16 protein-coding genes are annotated in these 16,304 nt (G+C 68.1%); 2 read left to right on the top strand and 14 right to left on the bottom strand.

Going from position 1 to position 16,304, the window contains the following annotated elements; all coding sequences use genetic code 11:
• Nucleotides 1-71: 71 nt before the first annotated feature.
• From ACFYTE_RS30590 to ACFYTE_RS30605, 4 genes are read right to left on the bottom strand one after another with little or no spacing between them, the layout of a single operon-like run.
• On the bottom strand, nt 72-836 hold the full coding sequence (locus ACFYTE_RS30590; RefSeq protein ID WP_388717384.1) for a thioesterase II family protein: 765 nt from the start codon (nt 834-836) through the stop codon (nt 72-74).
• A 1-nt stretch (nt 837) separates the two neighbouring features.
• Nucleotides 838-1,110: a phosphopantetheine-binding protein gene (locus ACFYTE_RS30595; RefSeq protein WP_388717387.1), complete on the bottom strand. Its 273-nt coding sequence runs from the start codon at nt 1,108-1,110 to the stop codon at nt 838-840.
• Entirely contained in the window at nt 1,107-2,729 is a 1,623-nt protein-coding gene (locus ACFYTE_RS30600; protein ID WP_388717390.1) for an amino acid adenylation domain-containing protein, read from the bottom strand. Before ACFYTE_RS30600 ends, ACFYTE_RS30595 begins: the two co-directional genes overlap by 4 nt.
• On the bottom strand, nt 2,726-3,676 hold the full coding sequence (locus ACFYTE_RS30605; RefSeq protein WP_388717394.1) for a chlorinating enzyme: 951 nt from the start codon (nt 3,674-3,676) through the stop codon (nt 2,726-2,728). Before ACFYTE_RS30605 ends, ACFYTE_RS30600 begins: the two co-directional genes overlap by 4 nt.
• 304 nt (nt 3,677-3,980) lie before the next feature.
• On the opposite strand from ACFYTE_RS30605, the gene ACFYTE_RS30610 reads away from it, so the two are divergent.
• Nucleotides 3,981-4,217 carry an MbtH family protein gene (locus tag ACFYTE_RS30610; RefSeq protein ID WP_388717397.1) on the top strand — a complete coding sequence of 79 codons (237 nt, stop codon included), beginning with the start codon at nt 3,981-3,983 and terminating at the stop codon, nt 4,215-4,217.
• Between the two features lie 70 nt (nt 4,218-4,287).
• On the opposite strand, the gene ACFYTE_RS30615 is transcribed toward ACFYTE_RS30610, so the two are convergent.
• Nucleotides 4,288-5,640, bottom strand: a complete 1,353-nt coding sequence (locus ACFYTE_RS30615) for a lysine N(6)-hydroxylase/L-ornithine N(5)-oxygenase family protein (RefSeq protein WP_388717525.1) — start codon at nt 5,638-5,640, stop codon at nt 4,288-4,290.
• Between the two features lie 87 nt (nt 5,641-5,727).
• Nucleotides 5,728-6,984 carry a cation:proton antiporter gene (locus tag ACFYTE_RS30620; protein WP_388717400.1) on the bottom strand — a complete coding sequence of 419 codons (1,257 nt, stop codon included), beginning with the start codon at nt 6,982-6,984 and terminating at the stop codon, nt 5,728-5,730.
• Between the two features lie 267 nt (nt 6,985-7,251).
• Between ACFYTE_RS30620 and ACFYTE_RS30625 the strand changes: the two genes are divergently transcribed.
• Nucleotides 7,252-7,893: an FMN-binding negative transcriptional regulator gene (locus tag ACFYTE_RS30625; protein ID WP_388717403.1), complete on the top strand. Its 642-nt coding sequence runs from the start codon at nt 7,252-7,254 to the stop codon at nt 7,891-7,893.
• 64 nt (nt 7,894-7,957) lie between these two features.
• Here ACFYTE_RS30625 and ACFYTE_RS30630 read toward each other — a convergent pair whose 3' ends face one another.
• The 8 genes from ACFYTE_RS30630 to ACFYTE_RS30665 form a co-directional block, all read right to left on the bottom strand.
• Nucleotides 7,958-8,539, bottom strand: coding sequence for an LmbU family transcriptional regulator (locus ACFYTE_RS30630; protein WP_388717406.1), 582 nt, complete (start codon nt 8,537-8,539; stop codon nt 7,958-7,960).
• A 509-nt stretch (nt 8,540-9,048) separates the two neighbouring features.
• Nucleotides 9,049-10,215 (bottom strand): IS701 family transposase, encoded by a 1,167-nt coding sequence (locus tag ACFYTE_RS30635; protein WP_388717409.1) that lies wholly within the window; start codon nt 10,213-10,215, stop codon nt 9,049-9,051.
• Between the two features lie 204 nt (nt 10,216-10,419).
• Entirely contained in the window at nt 10,420-10,944 is a 525-nt protein-coding gene (locus ACFYTE_RS30640; protein ID WP_388717411.1) for a GbsR/MarR family transcriptional regulator, read from the bottom strand.
• A gap of 164 nt (nt 10,945-11,108) precedes the next feature.
• Nucleotides 11,109-12,329 carry an alpha/beta fold hydrolase gene (locus ACFYTE_RS30645; RefSeq protein ID WP_388717413.1) on the bottom strand — a complete coding sequence of 407 codons (1,221 nt, stop codon included), beginning with the start codon at nt 12,327-12,329 and terminating at the stop codon, nt 11,109-11,111.
• Between the two features lie 51 nt (nt 12,330-12,380).
• Entirely contained in the window at nt 12,381-13,328 is a 948-nt protein-coding gene (locus ACFYTE_RS30650; protein ID WP_388717415.1) for a chlorinating enzyme, read from the bottom strand.
• Between the two features lie 16 nt (nt 13,329-13,344).
• Nucleotides 13,345-13,605 (bottom strand): acyl carrier protein, encoded by a 261-nt coding sequence (locus ACFYTE_RS30655; protein ID WP_388717418.1) that lies wholly within the window; start codon nt 13,603-13,605, stop codon nt 13,345-13,347.
• 27 nt (nt 13,606-13,632) lie between these two features.
• Nucleotides 13,633-15,198, bottom strand: a complete 1,566-nt coding sequence (locus ACFYTE_RS30660; RefSeq protein WP_388717421.1) for an amino acid adenylation domain-containing protein — start codon at nt 15,196-15,198, stop codon at nt 13,633-13,635.
• Nucleotides 15,199-15,362: 164 nt separating this feature from the next.
• A complete protein-coding gene (locus ACFYTE_RS30665; RefSeq protein WP_388717424.1) occupies nt 15,363-16,304 on the bottom strand; it encodes a ParB N-terminal domain-containing protein in 942 nt (313 codons plus the stop codon).

Raw genomic sequence — 16,304 nt, forward strand, 5'->3', positions numbered from 1 at the left:
TCCGGTCGACAGGACACCTGAATGCAGAATCAGAAATAGGAGGGGAGACTTGCCCGCCGCGCGGCGCGCTGTCACGAGTGAGCCGGGTCGGCGGCCGTGACGGCTGCCAGGTCGTCGACGAGAGCACCGACCACGCGCTCCGCATGGTCCCGGACGAAGAAGTGGTCTCCCGGGAAGCGCCGCACGCCGAGGAACCGCTTGGTGTGACGGCGCCAGCCCGCCATGCGTGCGACGGGGGTCACGGTGTCGGCGACGCCGCCCATCGCTCGTACCGGCACGTCCAGCGGCCGGCCGACGCGGTGGGTGTACGTCCGGCACAGCCGGAAGTCGGCCCGCAGCACCGGCAGCGTGAAGGCCAGCACCTCCGGGTCCGACAGGACCTCGGGGGGCACTCCGCCCAGTTGCCGCAGCATGTCGACGAACCGGTCGTCGCTCGCGGCCGGGTCGGGAAGGCGCTCGGCCGGTATGCCCTCCACCAGCCACGAGGCCGACGCGTAGAGCGCCGGCGGGGGCAGCCCGCGCCGTTCCAGGGCGAGGAGCAGCTGATGGGCGATCAGGGCTCCCATGCTGTGGCCGAACAGGACGTAGGGCGGGCGCAGTTCGGGGCCGAGGGCGGCCGCCAGGGTGTCCGCGGCCATGGCACAGTCGGTGAAGGGCGGTTCAGGATGCCGCCCGTGTCGTCCCGGTAGCCGGATCGCCCGCAACTCCACGGAGGGCGGTAGGTGGTCTGCCCACGGCCGGAACATCGTCGCGTCCCCGCCGGCGCCGGGCAGACAGTACAGGCGTACCGGGGCCGCCGGACGGGAGACGTGGACGGAGTACCAGGGCGACGACACCTCAGCGGCGTCCCGTCGCCTCGTCGATGGCCCGCGCCAGGCTGTGCAGTTGAGGGTGCTCGTACACCTGGTCCGGCGTCAGGACGTCCGGTCCGAACGCCTTCTCCACGCGTTGGAGGAACTTGATGGCGGTGAGAGACGTGCCTCCGGCCTCGAAGAAGTCGTCCTGCGTGCCGACGTCGGGGCGGTCGAGCAGATCGCGCCACATCTGCGCGAGCGTCGACTCGGTCGGTGTCATCGTCCGAGCGGCAGTCTCTCGGGTCGCTTCGCTCATGGGCTGGGCTCTCCTGATCTCGCGGGCGAGGCATGTGCGGTGAGCAGGGCACGGCGGTCGATCTTGCCGTTGGACGTCAGCGGGAAGCTGTCGCACAGATGGACCTGCGCCGGGACCATGTAGCGCGGCAGCTTGGCCGCCAGATGGTCCCGGAAGCCCGCCGGTGACGCGCCGGGGCCGAGCGGCACGACGAAGGCCACCAGGGACTTGTCACCGCGGTTGTCCCGCACGGCCACGCAGCTCTGCTTCACCAGCGGATGAGCGTTCAGATGGTGGGTGATCTCGCCGAGTTCGACTCGAAAGCTGTTGATCTTGACCTGGTCGTCCAGCCTGCCCTCGAACACCACGTCGCCGCTGGGCAGCAGACGGCCCAGATCACCGGTGCGGTACAAGCGTTCTGGCACACCGTCGACACGGCGGTGCACGAAGACCGCCCGGGTGAGATCCGGACGTCCCAGGTAGCCGGCCGCCAGGCCGTCGCCTGCCAGGCAGATCTCCCCGATCTCACCCGCCTCGCACAGCCGCCGGGCTTCGTCGGCGAGCACGTAGAGCCGGGTGTTCTGGATCGGCCGCCCGATGGGCAGCGGAGCGTCCTCGCGCGGCGGTTCGTCGACCGGGAACCAGGTCGCTATGCAGGTGCACTCGGTCGGTCCGTACAGGTTGACGACGCGGCCCGGCCCGTACGTCTGTACGGCCTTGGCCATGTGCCGGTGCGAGTGTGCCTCGCCCCCGCTGGTGATGGTCGCGACCGTCTCCAGTGCCTCCGGGGCCTCGTCGACCACCGAGTTGAAAAGGGCGGTGGTCAGCAGCAGGATCGTGACACCGCCGTCCTTGATGACCCGTTCGAGGTGCGACAGCCGGACGAACTCGGCCGGGTACATCACGGACGTCCCGCCGTTCAGCAGCGCACCCCAGATCTCCCAGGTCGCGATGTCGAAGGTCACGGGCGTCACCTGGAGCACGCGGCTGTGTTCGTCGAGCCGCCCGTACGTCGCCCCGTGCACCAGTCGGACGATGCCCCGGTGCCGAATGGGCACGCCCTTCGCGCGGCCTGTCGATCCCGAGGTGAAGTTGATGCAGGCGATGCTCTCGGGCCCGGCCGGGCAGACGGGGTCGGTGTCGAGGGGCCGCAGCGAGGATGCGTCGACCTTGGTCACCCGGCAGCCGGATCCCGCCAGCCGCTCCTCCAGCTCGCGGTCGCGGTCGCCGAGCAACTGTTCGCAGCCGGCGTCCTCAAGGACAGCGCGCAGCCGTTCGTCGGGCCACTGGAAGTCGACCGGCACATACGTTCCGCCGCATTTGAGCACAGCCAACAACGCCACCAGCATCTCCGGGGACCTGGCCACACACACCGCTACGGGCGTGCCCTGGCCGACGCCGTCCTGCGCCAGGTCATGGGCCAGCCCGTTGGCGAGGCGGTTCAGCCGCCGGTAGCTCAGCGCCCGCCGGCCCTGGAGTGCAGCCGTCGCGTCCGGCCGGTGATGCGCCCAGAACTCGAAGAGTTCCACCACGCTGCTGTCCCGGGGGTAGGGCGCCTCGGTCCGGTTGATCATCCGATGCAGGGACAGCGCGGCCTCGGAGCAGACGACGGTGTCGGTGCCCAGTTCCTCGGTCTTCATCGCACCTCGAAGGGCACACCGTTGACGGTGCGGTCGACGAAGCGGTTGTGGCCGAACCCGTCCTTGCCGGAGACAAGCACGCACCCCCATTTCTCAAGGCTGACCTCCACCCCGTACTCGGCGAGGGTGTCCTGATACGGGTACACCCGCACCGCGGTGGGCACGTACCGGGCCGTGAAGCCGAGGCGCATCTTGTCGGTCAGCCCGCTGTGCGGGTGCGACGCGTGCATGAGCGTGGACCAGAACATGATCGCCTGGCCCTGGCGCATGACCATCGACTTCGCCTTCGACTCGTCCGGGCTCCAGTCGGGGTCCTTCTGCAGCTGCCGGTAGTCGTAGCCGTAGAAGCCGCGCCGGACGCCGTTCTTGACGCTCTGGTTGATGCGATCGGCGTCGTACTCGATGACCTTGTTCTCGTCGTAGTTCATCGTCCTGTGCGAGCCGGGGATGAACTGGAGGCAGCCGTTCTCGATCGTCGAGTCCGTGAAGGCGGTCCACACGGTGAGGGCGCCGCCGAAGTCGGCGTCCTCGGGCCAGACGATCTGCGGATGCTTGCCGACATTGGCGAAGTTGTCCGCCTGGTGCCAGTCGGTGCCCTCGTCGCCGGGATACTTCGGAAAGAACTCGGTGCGCCAGCACAGGGCGTCGGGTCCGAGCACCCCCGTCACACGGTCGACGATCTCCGGCCGGGTGATGTGCCTGGCCAGGAAGTCGACGTCCAGGTGGCGGTCGTAACTGGCGAGATTGGTCGTGCCGGACAGCGCGTCGCCCTGGTGGTAGACGCCCTGCCGGCTGTCGATCAGCTTGGGCCGCATGGCCCGCAGTGCCGACTCCATCTCGTCGGGTTCATACACGTCGAAGGGGCCGATGAATCCATCGCGCTGGAACTGTTCGAGTTCTTGCGCGCCCAGGGTGTGACTGACGGCCGCGCCCACGGAATTCGCCATGTGGCATCACCTTTCCGAGACTCTTCGCAATGCGAGCGGCGCAAGCGATCGCCATCGGTGCTCAGAATGCGGCAAGTTCACCGCATTACGCGCCGCGGGCTTCGACCATAGTGCGTGTGCCGGTCCGGAGAGAAGACATGCACGGCATCCGGCGACCGCTCGGCAATCGGCTCACGTTTCACGGCGGTTGCCGCTGTCCGGTCCACAGGACATCGAGGAATGTATGAGCACTTACGTTGCCGGTGAGCGGCGTGCAAGAATTCCCCGAGTGTCGACGCCGAGCAGCGAGAATCGGAGTTGAATCATGAGTGGCAACCCCTTCGACGACGAGGACGGGCGGTTCTTCGTCCTGGTGAACGACGAGGAACAGCACTCCTTGTGGCCGACGTTCGCCGAGGTACCGGCCGGCTGGCGCGTCGTCTTCGGCGAGGACGGCCGCAAGGAATGCCTCGATTACATCGAGGAGAACTGGAGGGATCTGCGGCCCAAGAGCCTTCAGGAGGCGATGGCCGCAGACCAGGTCACCACCGGCAGCGCATGACCGGGTGACACATACGAAAAGGGCGGGTCCGGCGCTGTTCGCGCGCCGGGCCCGCCTTCTCGTATGCCTTTCAGCTCGCCTTTCCCGCGGGTTCGGCGGGAAGTGCTCGCGCAAGCTCTCGTTCCACTCGCCTGTGACTGATGACGGACTCGGCGATCTCTCCGCTGCGTATGGCGATGTTGGACAGCAGGGAGGAGGTCAGCCCGTGCGTGTGCTCGGTGCCGCCCTGAAGGTAGATCCCGCAGGCCAGCGCCGGGTCGGCCACCAGGCGGTAGTCTCGCTCGACTTGGTGCCGGCCGGACGGGTCGCGCCGGCAGTACCGGTCGAGGTCGCCGAGCAGGGGGGTCGGCTCCATGTTGTGGTAGCCCGTCGCGAACACGCACATGTCGACGGTGATTTCCCGCACATCGCTGCTGAGCAGCAGGACACACTGTTCGCCGCCGCCTTCCTCGACCTCGGTGACCCGGGTGAGGTTCAGGAAATGCAGTCGCCTGGCACCCTGGATGTCCTCGGCGTACGAGCGGCGGTACAGGTCCCTGATGACCTCGTCGTCGGCCACCGAGTAGTTGGTGTTCCGGTGGTAGTCCCAGAACGCCTGGCGCATGCGGTCCGAGCCGAAGTAGTAGTCGTCCACTGCTCCCGGGTCGAAGACCTGGTTGGCGAAGGGTGTGTCGTCGGCCAGGGAGTACCCGTAGGACGGGACGATGGCGTACACCTGGGCGTCGGGCAACGCGTCGTACAGAAACCGGGTGATCTCGGCCGCGCTCTGGCCCGCGCCCACGACAGCGACGGACTTGAGGCTCGCGGGGTCCGTCCGGCGGAATCGGGCCAGGAACTCCGAGCTGTGCCACACCCGTTCGTCCCGCCGCACGCCCTCCGGCATCCGCGGGACGAGCCCCGTGGAGATCACCACGTTGCGCGCACAGATCGTCCGGATCTCGCCGCTCTCCCGTCGGCGGACCTCGACCTCCAGGTGGGCCGGCGCTCCGGATTCGGCTGCCCCGTCGGGCAGTCGCAGGCCGAGAACCTCCGAACCGTACGCGACCCGGTCGGTGAAGTGTCCGGCGGCCCACTCCAGATACTGGTGGAACTCCTGCCGGGTGGGAAAGAACGTCTGGTTGTTGACGAAGCGCGCCAGCCGGTCCGAGGCGTGCAGATACGACACGAAGCTGTAGCGCGAGGCCGGATTGCGGAAGGTGGCGATGTCCTTCAGGAAGGGGATCTGCATCGTCGCGGACGGCAGCAGCATGTTGCGGTGCCACCCGAAGGAATCCTGGCGCTCGAAGAAGAATCCCGTGACCTGTTCACCCGGGTGGTGGGTGTTGTGCTCTTCGAGGGCGACGGCCAGCGACAGATTGGACGGGCCGAAGCCGACACCGATCACGTCGTACAGCTCATCAGGCGAACCAGCAGCCACAGAAATTCCCTTCACCCAGCGCCACCGCGGCGGGCAGCGTTCTTCGACCGGTCAGTTCCACGGGCCCGGCACACAGTCCGAAGGCGGGGCCCGTCACACGCCTTTCTCCATGCTTTTCTGCAGTACGGGCATCGCCTCGTCCTCCCGAGGAGGTTTCAGATACTGCAGCAGTGGCCCGGTCATGAAGGTGGTCACCAGGGCCATGATGACCATCACGGTGAACACCCTGTCGTCCAGCACGCCCAGCCCGAGACCCACGTTGAGGATGACCAGCTCCGTGAGGCCGCGGGCGTTGAGCAGGACACCGAGCGTGACTGCCTCCCGCCCGGTGGCACCCGACAGACGAGCGGAGGCGGCGGCGCCCGCGAACTTGCCCAGGCACGCGACCAGGATCACGGCCACCGCCATGACGAGGCCGTGGCCGCCGAGACCGCCCAGATCCACCGAGAGCCCGGTGACCGTGAAGAAGACGGGCAGCAGGAAGAGACTCGTCTGCTCGATTCGTTCGGCGACCTCCGGTGCCCGGGCGTCGATCTCCTCACGCGGCACCACTGCCCCGAAGGCGAAGCCACCGAAGACGGCGTGCAGCCCGATCTCGTTGGTGGCCCAGGCCGACAGCAGAAGGCCGGTGACAAGCACGGCATGGATCATGGGCCCGCGGGCCGACCACTTTCCGCGCGCCGCCAGCAGCCTGCGCAGCCCAGGACGCACGACGTAGAGCAGGACCAGCACGAAGGCCGCCGACTCAAGCAGCATCCGCACGAGGGGCCAGGTTCCCCCGGCGGTGGCGATGACGACGATGACGGCGAGCACACACCAGGCGAGGAAGTCCTCGATGGCGGCGCATGTGACCGCCATGGAGCCGATACGGGTGCGCTGCAGCCCGCGCTCGGTGATGATCCGGGCCAGCACCGGGAACGCGGTGATCGCCATCGCGGCCCCGAGGAAAAGCGTCGGCGCGAGCGCACCGTCTGTCGTGAGCTGCGACTTGTCGTACCAGGGGTAAAGCAGCAGAGCCAGTCCGGCGCCCATGACGAACGGCAGCGTGACCGAGCTGAGGGACACCATGACGACCTGCCGGCCCGCCCCGCGCAGCCGGAACAGGTCCAGCTCGTAGCCGACGCCGAACATGAAGAGCACCAGACCGAGTTGGGCGAACCCCTGCAGGAGCGGCCGGGTGTCCGCGGGGAACAACTCGTCGGTGAGATGGCCCGGCAGGAGACCCAGCAGGCTCGGCCCGAGAGCGATGCCGGCGATGATCTCGCCCATCACCGCCGGCTGGCGAAGTCGTCCGGCGATGCGGGCGAAGACGAATGCGGCGGCGAGAATGAGGGCAAGTCCCGCTAACATGCTCCCGGTTATCGCATCACCGGACCGCGCGGCCGCGAAATATGAGTCCAATCCAGGCACCTCTTCTCGCTCATTCGGACGGCACGGCGAGTATCCGAGAATCGACTTGGAATCAGGCTGGACTTTACACCTCCCACGCCGCCGCGCCGCCAGATTGAAGTCATGCGGCAAATCGGGGCAGTTGAAGGATGCGTGTCCCGGCGACGGGACACCGGGCTCCGGCGCCTACAGTGTCATCCGGGCGTATTTCATCGAAAGGACTGCGACATGTTCGTTCCTCGTCATTATCGAGAACCGGACGGATCATGGATGGTGGATCTGATCGACCACCACCCATTGGCGTTGCTGACGACCAACGGCGATTCCGAGCAGGGCCCATCGGCCACACACCTGCCGGTCATCCGGGATCCCCGGTGGACGGGTGAATGGACGGATCTGGCGGGCACTCGTCTGCTCGGTCACATGAACGCAGGCAATCCGCACTGGTCGGCGCTGCGGAACGGCGATCCGGTCCTGCTGATATTCACCGGGCCGCATGCCTATGTCTCTCCCACGGTGTACCGCACCACGCCGGCAGCGCCGACCTGGAACTTCACATCCGTCCATGTGCACGGCGTAGTGAAGAAAATCGACGGGTCCGCGGAGACCCTGAACGTGGTGAAATCCACGGTCCGTGCCTTCGAGGGCCTCTTCGGCGCCGGCTGGGACATGTCCGAGTCGGTCGACTACTTCCGGAAGATCCTTCCCGGCGTGGGCGCCTTCCAGGTCGACGTGCGCCGGGCCGAGGGCATGTTCAAGCTCAGTCAGGAGCAGGAACCCGAGGTCCGCAGCCGGGTACGGCAAGCGTTCACGCAGAGCGGGTGCAGCCGTCATCGTGAGACCGCTCGCCTCATGGGCCGGCTCCCCTAGAGCAACCGGTTGTCACCGTGGCCGGCCGCAGCGGCTGCCTCGGCCGACCATGGTGAGAACCGGGTCAAGCACCGGACTCCGGCCCATCGGCCAGGGCCTCCTGCACCTCAAGGGTCCGTTCGGCCGCGTGGTCGAGCGTCGTGAGTACCCACTCGTCGAGATCGGTGCCCAGCCGTTCGGCCGCCTTGCGCCACTGGCGGAAACGGTTGTCGGGCACCTCAAGCCGGCGGACGGCCGTGGCGGCCCGGTCGGTCTTCGCCGCGCTGTCCTCACGCGAGTTCTGGATCGCGTTGCGCAGTTGCTTGGTGGTCCACTTCATCTGCTCAGCGGTGTCGAGCCAATGCTCCTGCTCCGGCACGGGGAGCGAGGCCACTTCCGCGTGATGCTGGAAGCTCAGCATGGGGCGCCGCCTGGTCAGATCGAACCGACGGGAGACCCAGGCGTAGTTGCGCAGTGTCTGATACTTGAGTCCCGCGGCCCGGATCCCCATTTCGTAGCGGTCCCCGTAATTGTCCTTCCCGTACACCAGCCAGTCGCCCAGCCACCACGCGGACGAATTGACCAGCCCGGCCAGTTGACGGCCGGCTCGCTCCCACGACTCGAAGTTCAGACCCACCGGTATCTGAAGCCCCACGCGCGTGGTCATGACGTCGCTTCGCTGTACGGGATCCGAGACCAGACGTCTCTTCAGAGGTCCGGTAACCGCTGGCTTGCTCGACAGTAGCGTTCTCGGTAATTGTGCGTTATGGGTAGCGCCCATCAGCACCTCCATGTACCGGTGGATCCGGCGCAGTCGAGGAATCACCCGACTGCCGTCGGCCACCCCCCATCGGACGGTTCTGCCCGCTCGCGAGTGCGTCTTCTCGGCCGGCCACGGCCGGCTATGAGACGCAGTGCTTCCGGTGGCTCGGGGGCCAGTCAAACCCAGTGCCCCAAGCGGGGCAACCGGTATCGAACCGCCGAGCGCGACTTTTACATGTCCATACGTGGCGCTGAGGGACGTTCGGCAATGCCGATCAGGATCGGCCGACAGGTTACTCGGCCATGTTGAGAAGAGTATGCGCCAATGTGGCGAGCAGAGTATGCGCCAATCTGGCGAGCAACCAATGGCCGAACAGCGGCTATCGTGCCGGCGTGCGGGATCGGACTGACCTCTCACGGATTTCCGAGGCGTCCATAAGCGTAGGCGGCGGACACCAGCGTCATGTGATGGTGCCAGCCGGGGAACGAGCGTCCCTCGAAGTCGAACAGCCCGAACCATCGAGCCATCGCGCTCACGGCGGTGGCGGGGCCGGTCGACAGATCCGTCAGCCGAACGGCGTCGGAGAGGCTTCGCCGCCGGAAGTTGGTGATCCAGACTCGGTCCGGGCGATCGCCGGCCACCGTCTTCCCGAAGAGCCGGAACAGTCCCTTGGCGGGTCCGCCGGAGGGCGGCGGGGGTAGCCGGACCGGCGCGGACAGGACGGGGGTGGTGCGGTGTCCGGCCGCCGCGCGGGCGCCGGTGGCAACGGTCTCCAGTGACGTGCCGGACGAGAGGAGATGCTGTACGGCGGGCGCCGCTCGGCGGTCCCCCGGGCGTTCGCCGAGGATCAGCGGAAGCTGCGGTGGCACGCCGATGACGAAGGCGTACCCGCGCCGGTCGAGTTCCCGGATCAGCGGGCCGAGGTCCGGTTCGCCGCTCAGGTCGGTGACGACGGGCGGGACGGAACGCGTGCGCGCCGCCAGGGATTCCACCAGGCCGAGGGTGTGCGCCCACGTGGGCCTATACCGTTCGGCGTCCGGAACGCGGGTGCGTCGGCGCAACTGCGTGTTCTCGCTCCACGGCCCTGGCAGCGACAACTCCCAGGCAACGGGTATGTGGGCGCTCCCGACGCACAGGAACGCGCCGTACCCGAGTTGGCAGTTCAGGGTCCGGTCGGAGAGCGGATCGTAGTGACGGTGGACGCCGACCGATCGCTCACCGCGTTTGGGCAGGAAGGCGCGGCCGATCGACAGCGCGCTGACGGAGCGGTGCGCCCCGGCCCAGGAGGCGAGTTCGGTCAGAGCCGGCTGCCAGGTCCATGGACTGGCGTTGACGAACTGGCGCAGTGACTGTGCGGCTGCCGGTGAGGCAGTAACAGCCCGAGCCAGCCGGTTGATCGACTTCTTGCCCGGAGTGGTCAGCAGGGCCGCCACGTAGGCATGCGCCCAGCGCCTCTGGTCGACGCGTAAGAGGTGTCCGAAAATCCGCGCACAGAAGTAGTCCAGGCCCCTGCCGACGGCGTACGGCTCGTCGAGGCCGTTGAACGTGTCCAGGGTGTCAACTTCGAAGCAACTGGCCACTTTTCCCCCGTAGCCTTGCGTTGATTGGCTCCTTGGCAAAACGGTAATTCGCCGTGCCGTGCGCGAAGGCCCGGAAGGGCGCAGGGACGGAGCAGGTCTGCGGGCGACCCGTCGCGCCCACGCGCAGCGACACCCCAGGGCACTCCCGGCCTGCACCATGAGGCGCGTGACCGTGCCCGGGTGGGCGGTATGACAACCGACTTTCTATGCGATTGGTGTCGAAGGTGTCGTAGGTGTCGTAGGTGTCGTCGAAGGGGCTCCTGTACGAAGTTCATCGCGCCGAACGCGCCATTCGTCCAGGAGCCCAGGCAGCCGCTCGGTAAGGAACTCGGCCAGCGCGATCTTCTCCTGAAGAGGCACCAGACGCTCCGGCGGGGCGTCGGCGAGCAGGGCCAGCCCCTCCCGGAACAAGGCCGCGTGTTCCTTGTGGACGGCGGAGTCGAAATGCTGCGGTTGATCGCTCACAGGGCACAGTCCGACCCGGTCGACCCGATCGCCGGCCATGCGCGTCCGCCGCACCATCCGGTAACTCTCCAGCAGCTTGACCGCGCCCGTGACGGCACTCCGGCTCGCCAGAAGTGCATCACTGAGCTGGTCGATCGACTGCTGCGGGGAGTCACAGACGAACAGATAGCCCAACAAGCGTCCGGCCATGGGCGGAAGCCCGAACTGACGCGCATAGAAGTGGCCGATGCGGTCGGCGTAGATCAGCTGTGTGTCCTGCGGCACCCGAGGACGATAGCACTGATGACTGAAGTAACACAGATATGTGTCATTACAGCTGAAGATGACGGCTGCCGGTGAACGTCTTCTCCGTCGCCACCGCCGGGACCGGCCGCACGTGCGTGTCCCGCCGACGGGACACGCACGCCCGGGCAGCGGGCCGGGCCCGTTCAGGGAGCCGGCACCCGATGCCTCGTCATGAACTCCTCCGCCACGCGCAGGAGTGATGCGTCCGCGCTGAACAGTGAGATGTGGTCGCCGTGCGGCTCGACCCTCAACTGCCCCTGGGGCAGGCCGGCGGCCACCCGCTGCGAGCCCTCGGGGTGGGCGATGTCATCGTCCCGGCTGGTCACCACCAGCGTGGGCAGCCCCACCCTGCCGAGGTAGGGCTCCACGTCGGTGCCCGTGATGCCGAGGTTGAGCCGGCAGTACCGGTACAGCAGTTCCGCACTGGCGTACGGGTAGAGCACGAGATGCGCCACGTCGGCGGGCGTACTGGTGAGCATCGCCCGGCAGAAGGCCGCGTGCACGGCCTCCGCGGCGGTTCGGCTGCGGGCCGCCGCGGTCATGAGCTCGATCAGTCCGTGCTGGTGGCTGGTCTTGGGATAGTCCTCGCCGAACCCGTAGGCGCCGTGCCACAGGCTGAGCGAGCGCACCCTGGACGGCTCTGCGGCCGTGGCCACCAGGGCGATCGCCGCCCCGCCGCACAGGCCGATCACATGGGCGTCCCGCACTCCGTGATGGTCCATCACGGCGAACAGGTCTTCGGCCTGAGCGCCGATGTGCGTCGCCTGTTCCCCGCCCGGGCCCGAAGCGCCGAAGAGCCCCCGGCTCTCCCAGGTCAGCACCCGGCGGTCGCGGGCGAAGAACCGCATCCAGGTCTCCGCCAGCGCGGCCGGCATGCCGCAGGCGGGAACCAGGACCACCGTCTCCCCGCTCTCGCTCCTGCCCGCCGCATACGCGTTCAGCGGAGCACCGTCGGCCGAGACGACGGTGTGCCTCGGGGCGAAGGCGCCGAAACCGTCCGCCAGGGCCCTGGACACCAGGGCGTCGATCTCGCCGAGGCGATCAACCGGCACCGCCCCCACGGAGTCCAGCAGTTCCCCGAGCGCCAGCCGCTCGCTGACCACGCGCTCGAACACATGGAGGTCGTTGAGACCGTCCTCGTCGGACAGAACGAGTCCGCGGACCCCGGTCCGCCGGGCTACCCGGTCGAGCAGTGCGCGCAAGGCGCGCCACTGGCCGGGCGGCCGGTCACCCCTCCCGTCGTCCGCGCCGCGGACGACGGGAACGACCCGCACGGGGGCGGTGATTCCCTCGACGAGCGGTTTCACCGACTCCACGGCCGTGACGAGGCGGGTGACGGCCGACCGTGTTTCCTGCCCCAGCATGCGGTCTCCTTCTCGGGATCCGTCTCGGACGGCTTCGCGGGCGTGCGGGCGTCACCTCTTGGGGAACACGTGGCCCTTGGTCGTCCGCGTGACCTTCCGGTTGTGCGTGTACCTGTCGGTGCCCGCGACGAGGACGGCGCCGTACTCGCTCAAGCTCACCCGACCGCCGTACTCGTCGACTTCCTCGGTGTCGGGGTACACGTGCACCGACGTCGGCACATACCGTCCGGCGAAGCCCAGCCGCATCTCCTTGTCCAGGGCACTGTGCGGCTTGGAGGCGTGCATCATGGTGGACCAGAACAGAACCGCCTCACCGGGGCGCATCACCATGGACACAGCGCGCTCCTCAGGGGGACGCCAGTTCGGGTCTTTCTGCAGCTGCCGGTAGTCGTAGCCGTAGAAGCCGCGGGAGACGCCCTCCTTGTCCTGGTGGTTGATCTTGTCCGGCTGGTAGTGCATCCCCTTCGACTCGTCATAGTGCATCGTTCGCTGAGTGCCCGGGATGAACTGGAGACAGCCGGTGTCCTCGGCCGCCTCGGTGAACGCCGTCCAGACGGTGATGGTGCCGCCGAAGTCCTTCTGCTCCTCGGGCCAGAGGATCTGCGGCCTGCCCGAGGCGAACGCGAAGGTGTCGGCCTGGTGCCAGTCGGTGCCCTCGTCGCCGGGGTACTTCGGGAAGAACTCCGAGCGCCAGCACAGGACGTCGGGCCCGAGCACCGCGGTCACCCGGTCGACGATCTCCGGCCGGCAGATGTGGTCGGCCAGGAAGGTCGAATCCAGGTGGCGGTCGTAGTTGGCGATGTTGGTGTTGCCCGCCTGTGCGTCGCCCTCGTCGTAGACGGCGTCGCTGCGGTTCATCAGCCGCAGCCGCTCGCGCCGCCACAGGCGCCGCATCTCGTCCTCTTCGTACACCTTGAACGGGCCCAGGTAGCCCAGCTCATGGAACCTGGCGACCTCTTCGGGGGTCGGTGTGAAGCTGTGCTGCACCGCGTTGGTCATCGTGCACCCTTCTGCGTCAGTGGTCCTTGCCGCCGGCCTCGGCGTCGACAAGTGCGGCCAGTGAGTCGATGCTGGCTTCCTCCAGTTCCGCGACATCGAGCTTGATGCCGTACTTCTCGTTGAGTTGCGCGACGATCCGGATGAAGGCCAGCGACGTCACGCCCTGGTCGAAGAGGTCGACGGCGGGGTCGACACCGCCGCGCTCCAGCACCTGGGCGACGACCTCCTTCACCGACTCACGGACCTCGGTCGCGGGCACTTCGGATGAAACGGTCATGACGCCGGCCCCTTTCCCACGGCTAGCTCATTTCCCGAGCGCATCACGGTTCACCTTTCCTTGGAGGGTCATGGGGAACTCCGGGACGATCACGTAGCGGGACGGCCGCAGATGTCTGGGCAGTTCGCTGCGCGCGTGCCGCTCCGCCGCCTCGGCGAGCCGATCCGCCTCAGGCCCCTGCGGGTCGATGGGCCGTACGGGCAACAGGTAGGCGACCAACCGCACATCGCCGTCCCCGAAATCACGGGACGTGGCGACGGCCCTCGCCACGTCCGGTACTCGGGCGAGGCATTCCTCGATCTCGCCGGGCTCGATGCGATACCCGCGGATCTTCAACTGGTCGTCCATCCGGCCCAGGTAGACGAGTTCGCCGTCGGGTTGCCGCAGCGCACGGTCGCCGGAGCGGTACAGCCGCTCCTCCCCCAGCCCCGGCGGCGAGGGCACGAAGCGGGAGGCGGTCAGCTCCGGCCGGTTGAGGTAGCCGCGGGCGAGCCCGGCACCGGCGACGTACATCTCTCCCGGGACACCGTCGGGCTGCGGCCGCCCCTGCTCGTCGAGCACGTACACGCGCAGGTCGGGCAGGGGTACGCCGATCGGGCTCGCCCCGTCGCCCTGGGTGATGTCTGCCGCCCTCACCGGACGGTAGGTGCAGTGCACGGTCGTCTCCGTGATGCCATACATGTTGACCAGTTCGGGCATCCGGTCGCCGTGCCGCTCGACCCACGGGGCCAGCATCCGCGGGTCCAGCCGCTCGCCGCCGAAGACGACCAGTCGCAGCGCGAGACCCGACGTGCTCGTCGTGTCGGGCTCGTCGAAGAGCACGGTGAGCAACTGGTGGAAGGCGGAGGGGGTCTGGTTCAGCACGGTCACCCGCTCCCTGCGCAGCAGCGACACCATCTGCTCCGGTGACCGGGAGACGGTCTCCGGCAGCAGAACCAGTCGGCCGCCGTGCAGCAGGGCACCCCAGATCTCCCACACGGAGAAGTCGAAACTGATGGAGTGGAACAGCGACCACGTGTCGTTCTCGTCGAACCGGAACCAGGGCCGGGTGGTCTCGAAAAGCCGCACCGCGTTGCGGTGTTCGACCTGCACGCCCTTCGGCTCACCGGTCGAACCGCTCGTGTAGATGACATAGGCCAGGTCGGTTCCGGAGGGTTCCCTCCACGGCCCTGTCCGTGCGGGCGGCGCACCGTGTACCGCCGGGTTTCCTTCCGTGTCCACCCAGACGAGGGCGGGGTGCCGCCCGCTCAACGGCCCTATGGTGTCCTTCGCGGCCACTACGACGGGCACCGCGCTGTCGGCGAGCAGGTAGTCGAACCGCGGGGCCGGGTAGTCCGGATCGACCGGAACGTACGCCCCGCCGGCCTTCAGGATGCCCAGCATCGCGACCACGGCCTCGGCGCTGCGGCGTGCGCTCAGGCCGACCAGGGCTCCCGGCCGCACCCCGAGCCCGACGAGCCGCGCCGCGAGACGGTCGCTGCGCGCGTCGAGTTCGCCGTACGACACGGGTCCCTCGGGCGCGGACAACGCGATCCGGTCCGGGGCGGACCGGGCGCGTTCGGAGAAAATTGTGTGCAGGCAGTCAGCCGACATCATGAATTCCGTTCACGCGGCATGGAAACAGGAATGAAAGCCCATCCGGGAGGCAATCGACCGGAATCTCACAACAATGGGATGGTAACGAGGGGAATACCCCGGCCGGAAGTCCCGACGAGGTGTCCAACCGCCGGTCATCCGCGGCTGGACAATCCGCCCGCTCATTCACCAGGCGCTTTTTCGGAAATCCGGTCGGCCAGCTCCTCCCACATACGCGCGGATTCGCGTGCCGCCTCCCCCACCAGCGCGGCACAATGCGTCGGCACCTGGTCGAGAATCGTCTGCCATTCCTCGGCGGCCATGGCCTGGGCATGCAGGATCCGCAGCAGAGCACGGCCGGATTCGGTCTGCCTGAGCGCGGGATCCGCCGTGAGCCGTCGCAGGATCGCCTCCTGTACGACGCCGGACTGCCGGGGCTGCGGCCGAGCCGGGCTCGGTGCGGGCGCCGGCGCTTGCGGTCTGCCGTACAGGAGCCGGTTGCGGACGGCACGCACGGTCTCCGGTGATATTCCGGCCGCCCTGGCCACCTGGCGCAGCGAGAGATCGGGGTTCTCGGTGAGGAGGGCGTGGGCCAGCGTGCGGCGCCGCGCACCGTCGACGGGCCGGGCGCGACCGTCCTTCCCGATGCGGACGCCGGCGGGCTCAACCCCCGTGGTCCTGCGGCGTATCTCCGCAACGGTCCGGGCGGAGATGCCGGCGGCCGACGCGATCATCCGGTCGGACCACTGGGAGTGCGTCGTGACGATGCGCTCGGCAGCGGTGACGCGGTCCTTGAGCGACAGCGGCAACCCATGTCCCACGTTCGCCCGGACCGCGAGCACGAACGCGTCCTCGCCGCTGCCGTCGAAGAAGTGGGCCCTGATGTACTCCTGATCGCGCAGCCTCGCCGCCCGCAGGCGGTGTGCTCCGTCGATGACTCGCATGGTCGCGCGGTGCACGATGATCGGCGGCAGCTCGTCCTCGGTGACGGCCAGGGCCCGCACATGCTCCTCGTCCTCGCCCGAAGCCCGCGGCGACCCCCCGGTCACGAGCTGCGCGACCGGAAGACGCACCACCTCCTCGTGCACCGTCAGCAACACGCCCGGATCCGAAGGGCCGTTCAT

This window comes from Streptomyces sp. NPDC004629 (assembly GCF_042873595.1).
Taxonomy (GTDB): domain Bacteria; phylum Actinomycetota; class Actinomycetes; order Streptomycetales; family Streptomycetaceae; genus Streptomyces.

Coding starts and splice junctions, on each gene's coding strand:
- ACFYTE_RS30595 (WP_388717387.1), bottom strand. CDS start 1,110: ATGAGCGAAGCGACCCGAGAGACTGCCGCTCGGACGATGACACCGACC.
- ACFYTE_RS30600 (WP_388717390.1), bottom strand. CDS start 2,729: ATGAAGACCGAGGAACTGGGCACCGACACCGTCGTCTGCTCCGAGGCC.
- ACFYTE_RS30605 (WP_388717394.1), bottom strand. CDS start 3,676: ATGGCGAATTCCGTGGGCGCGGCCGTCAGTCACACCCTGGGCGCGCAA.
- ACFYTE_RS30610 (WP_388717397.1), top strand. CDS start 3,981: ATGAGTGGCAACCCCTTCGACGACGAGGACGGGCGGTTCTTCGTCCTG.
- ACFYTE_RS30620 (WP_388717400.1), bottom strand. CDS start 6,984: ATGTTAGCGGGACTTGCCCTCATTCTCGCCGCCGCATTCGTCTTCGCC.
- ACFYTE_RS30625 (WP_388717403.1), top strand. CDS start 7,252: ATGTTCGTTCCTCGTCATTATCGAGAACCGGACGGATCATGGATGGTG.
- ACFYTE_RS30630 (WP_388717406.1), bottom strand. CDS start 8,539: ATGACCACGCGCGTGGGGCTTCAGATACCGGTGGGTCTGAACTTCGAG.
- ACFYTE_RS30645 (WP_388717413.1), bottom strand. CDS start 12,329: ATGCTGGGGCAGGAAACACGGTCGGCCGTCACCCGCCTCGTCACGGCC.
- ACFYTE_RS30650 (WP_388717415.1), bottom strand. CDS start 13,328: ATGACCAACGCGGTGCAGCACAGCTTCACACCGACCCCCGAAGAGGTC.
- ACFYTE_RS30655 (WP_388717418.1), bottom strand. CDS start 13,605: ATGACCGTTTCATCCGAAGTGCCCGCGACCGAGGTCCGTGAGTCGGTG.
- ACFYTE_RS30660 (WP_388717421.1), bottom strand. CDS start 15,198: ATGTCGGCTGACTGCCTGCACACAATTTTCTCCGAACGCGCCCGGTCC.
- ACFYTE_RS30665 (WP_388717424.1), bottom strand. CDS start 16,304: ATGAACGGCCCTTCGGATCCGGGCGTGTTGCTGACGGTGCACGAGGAG.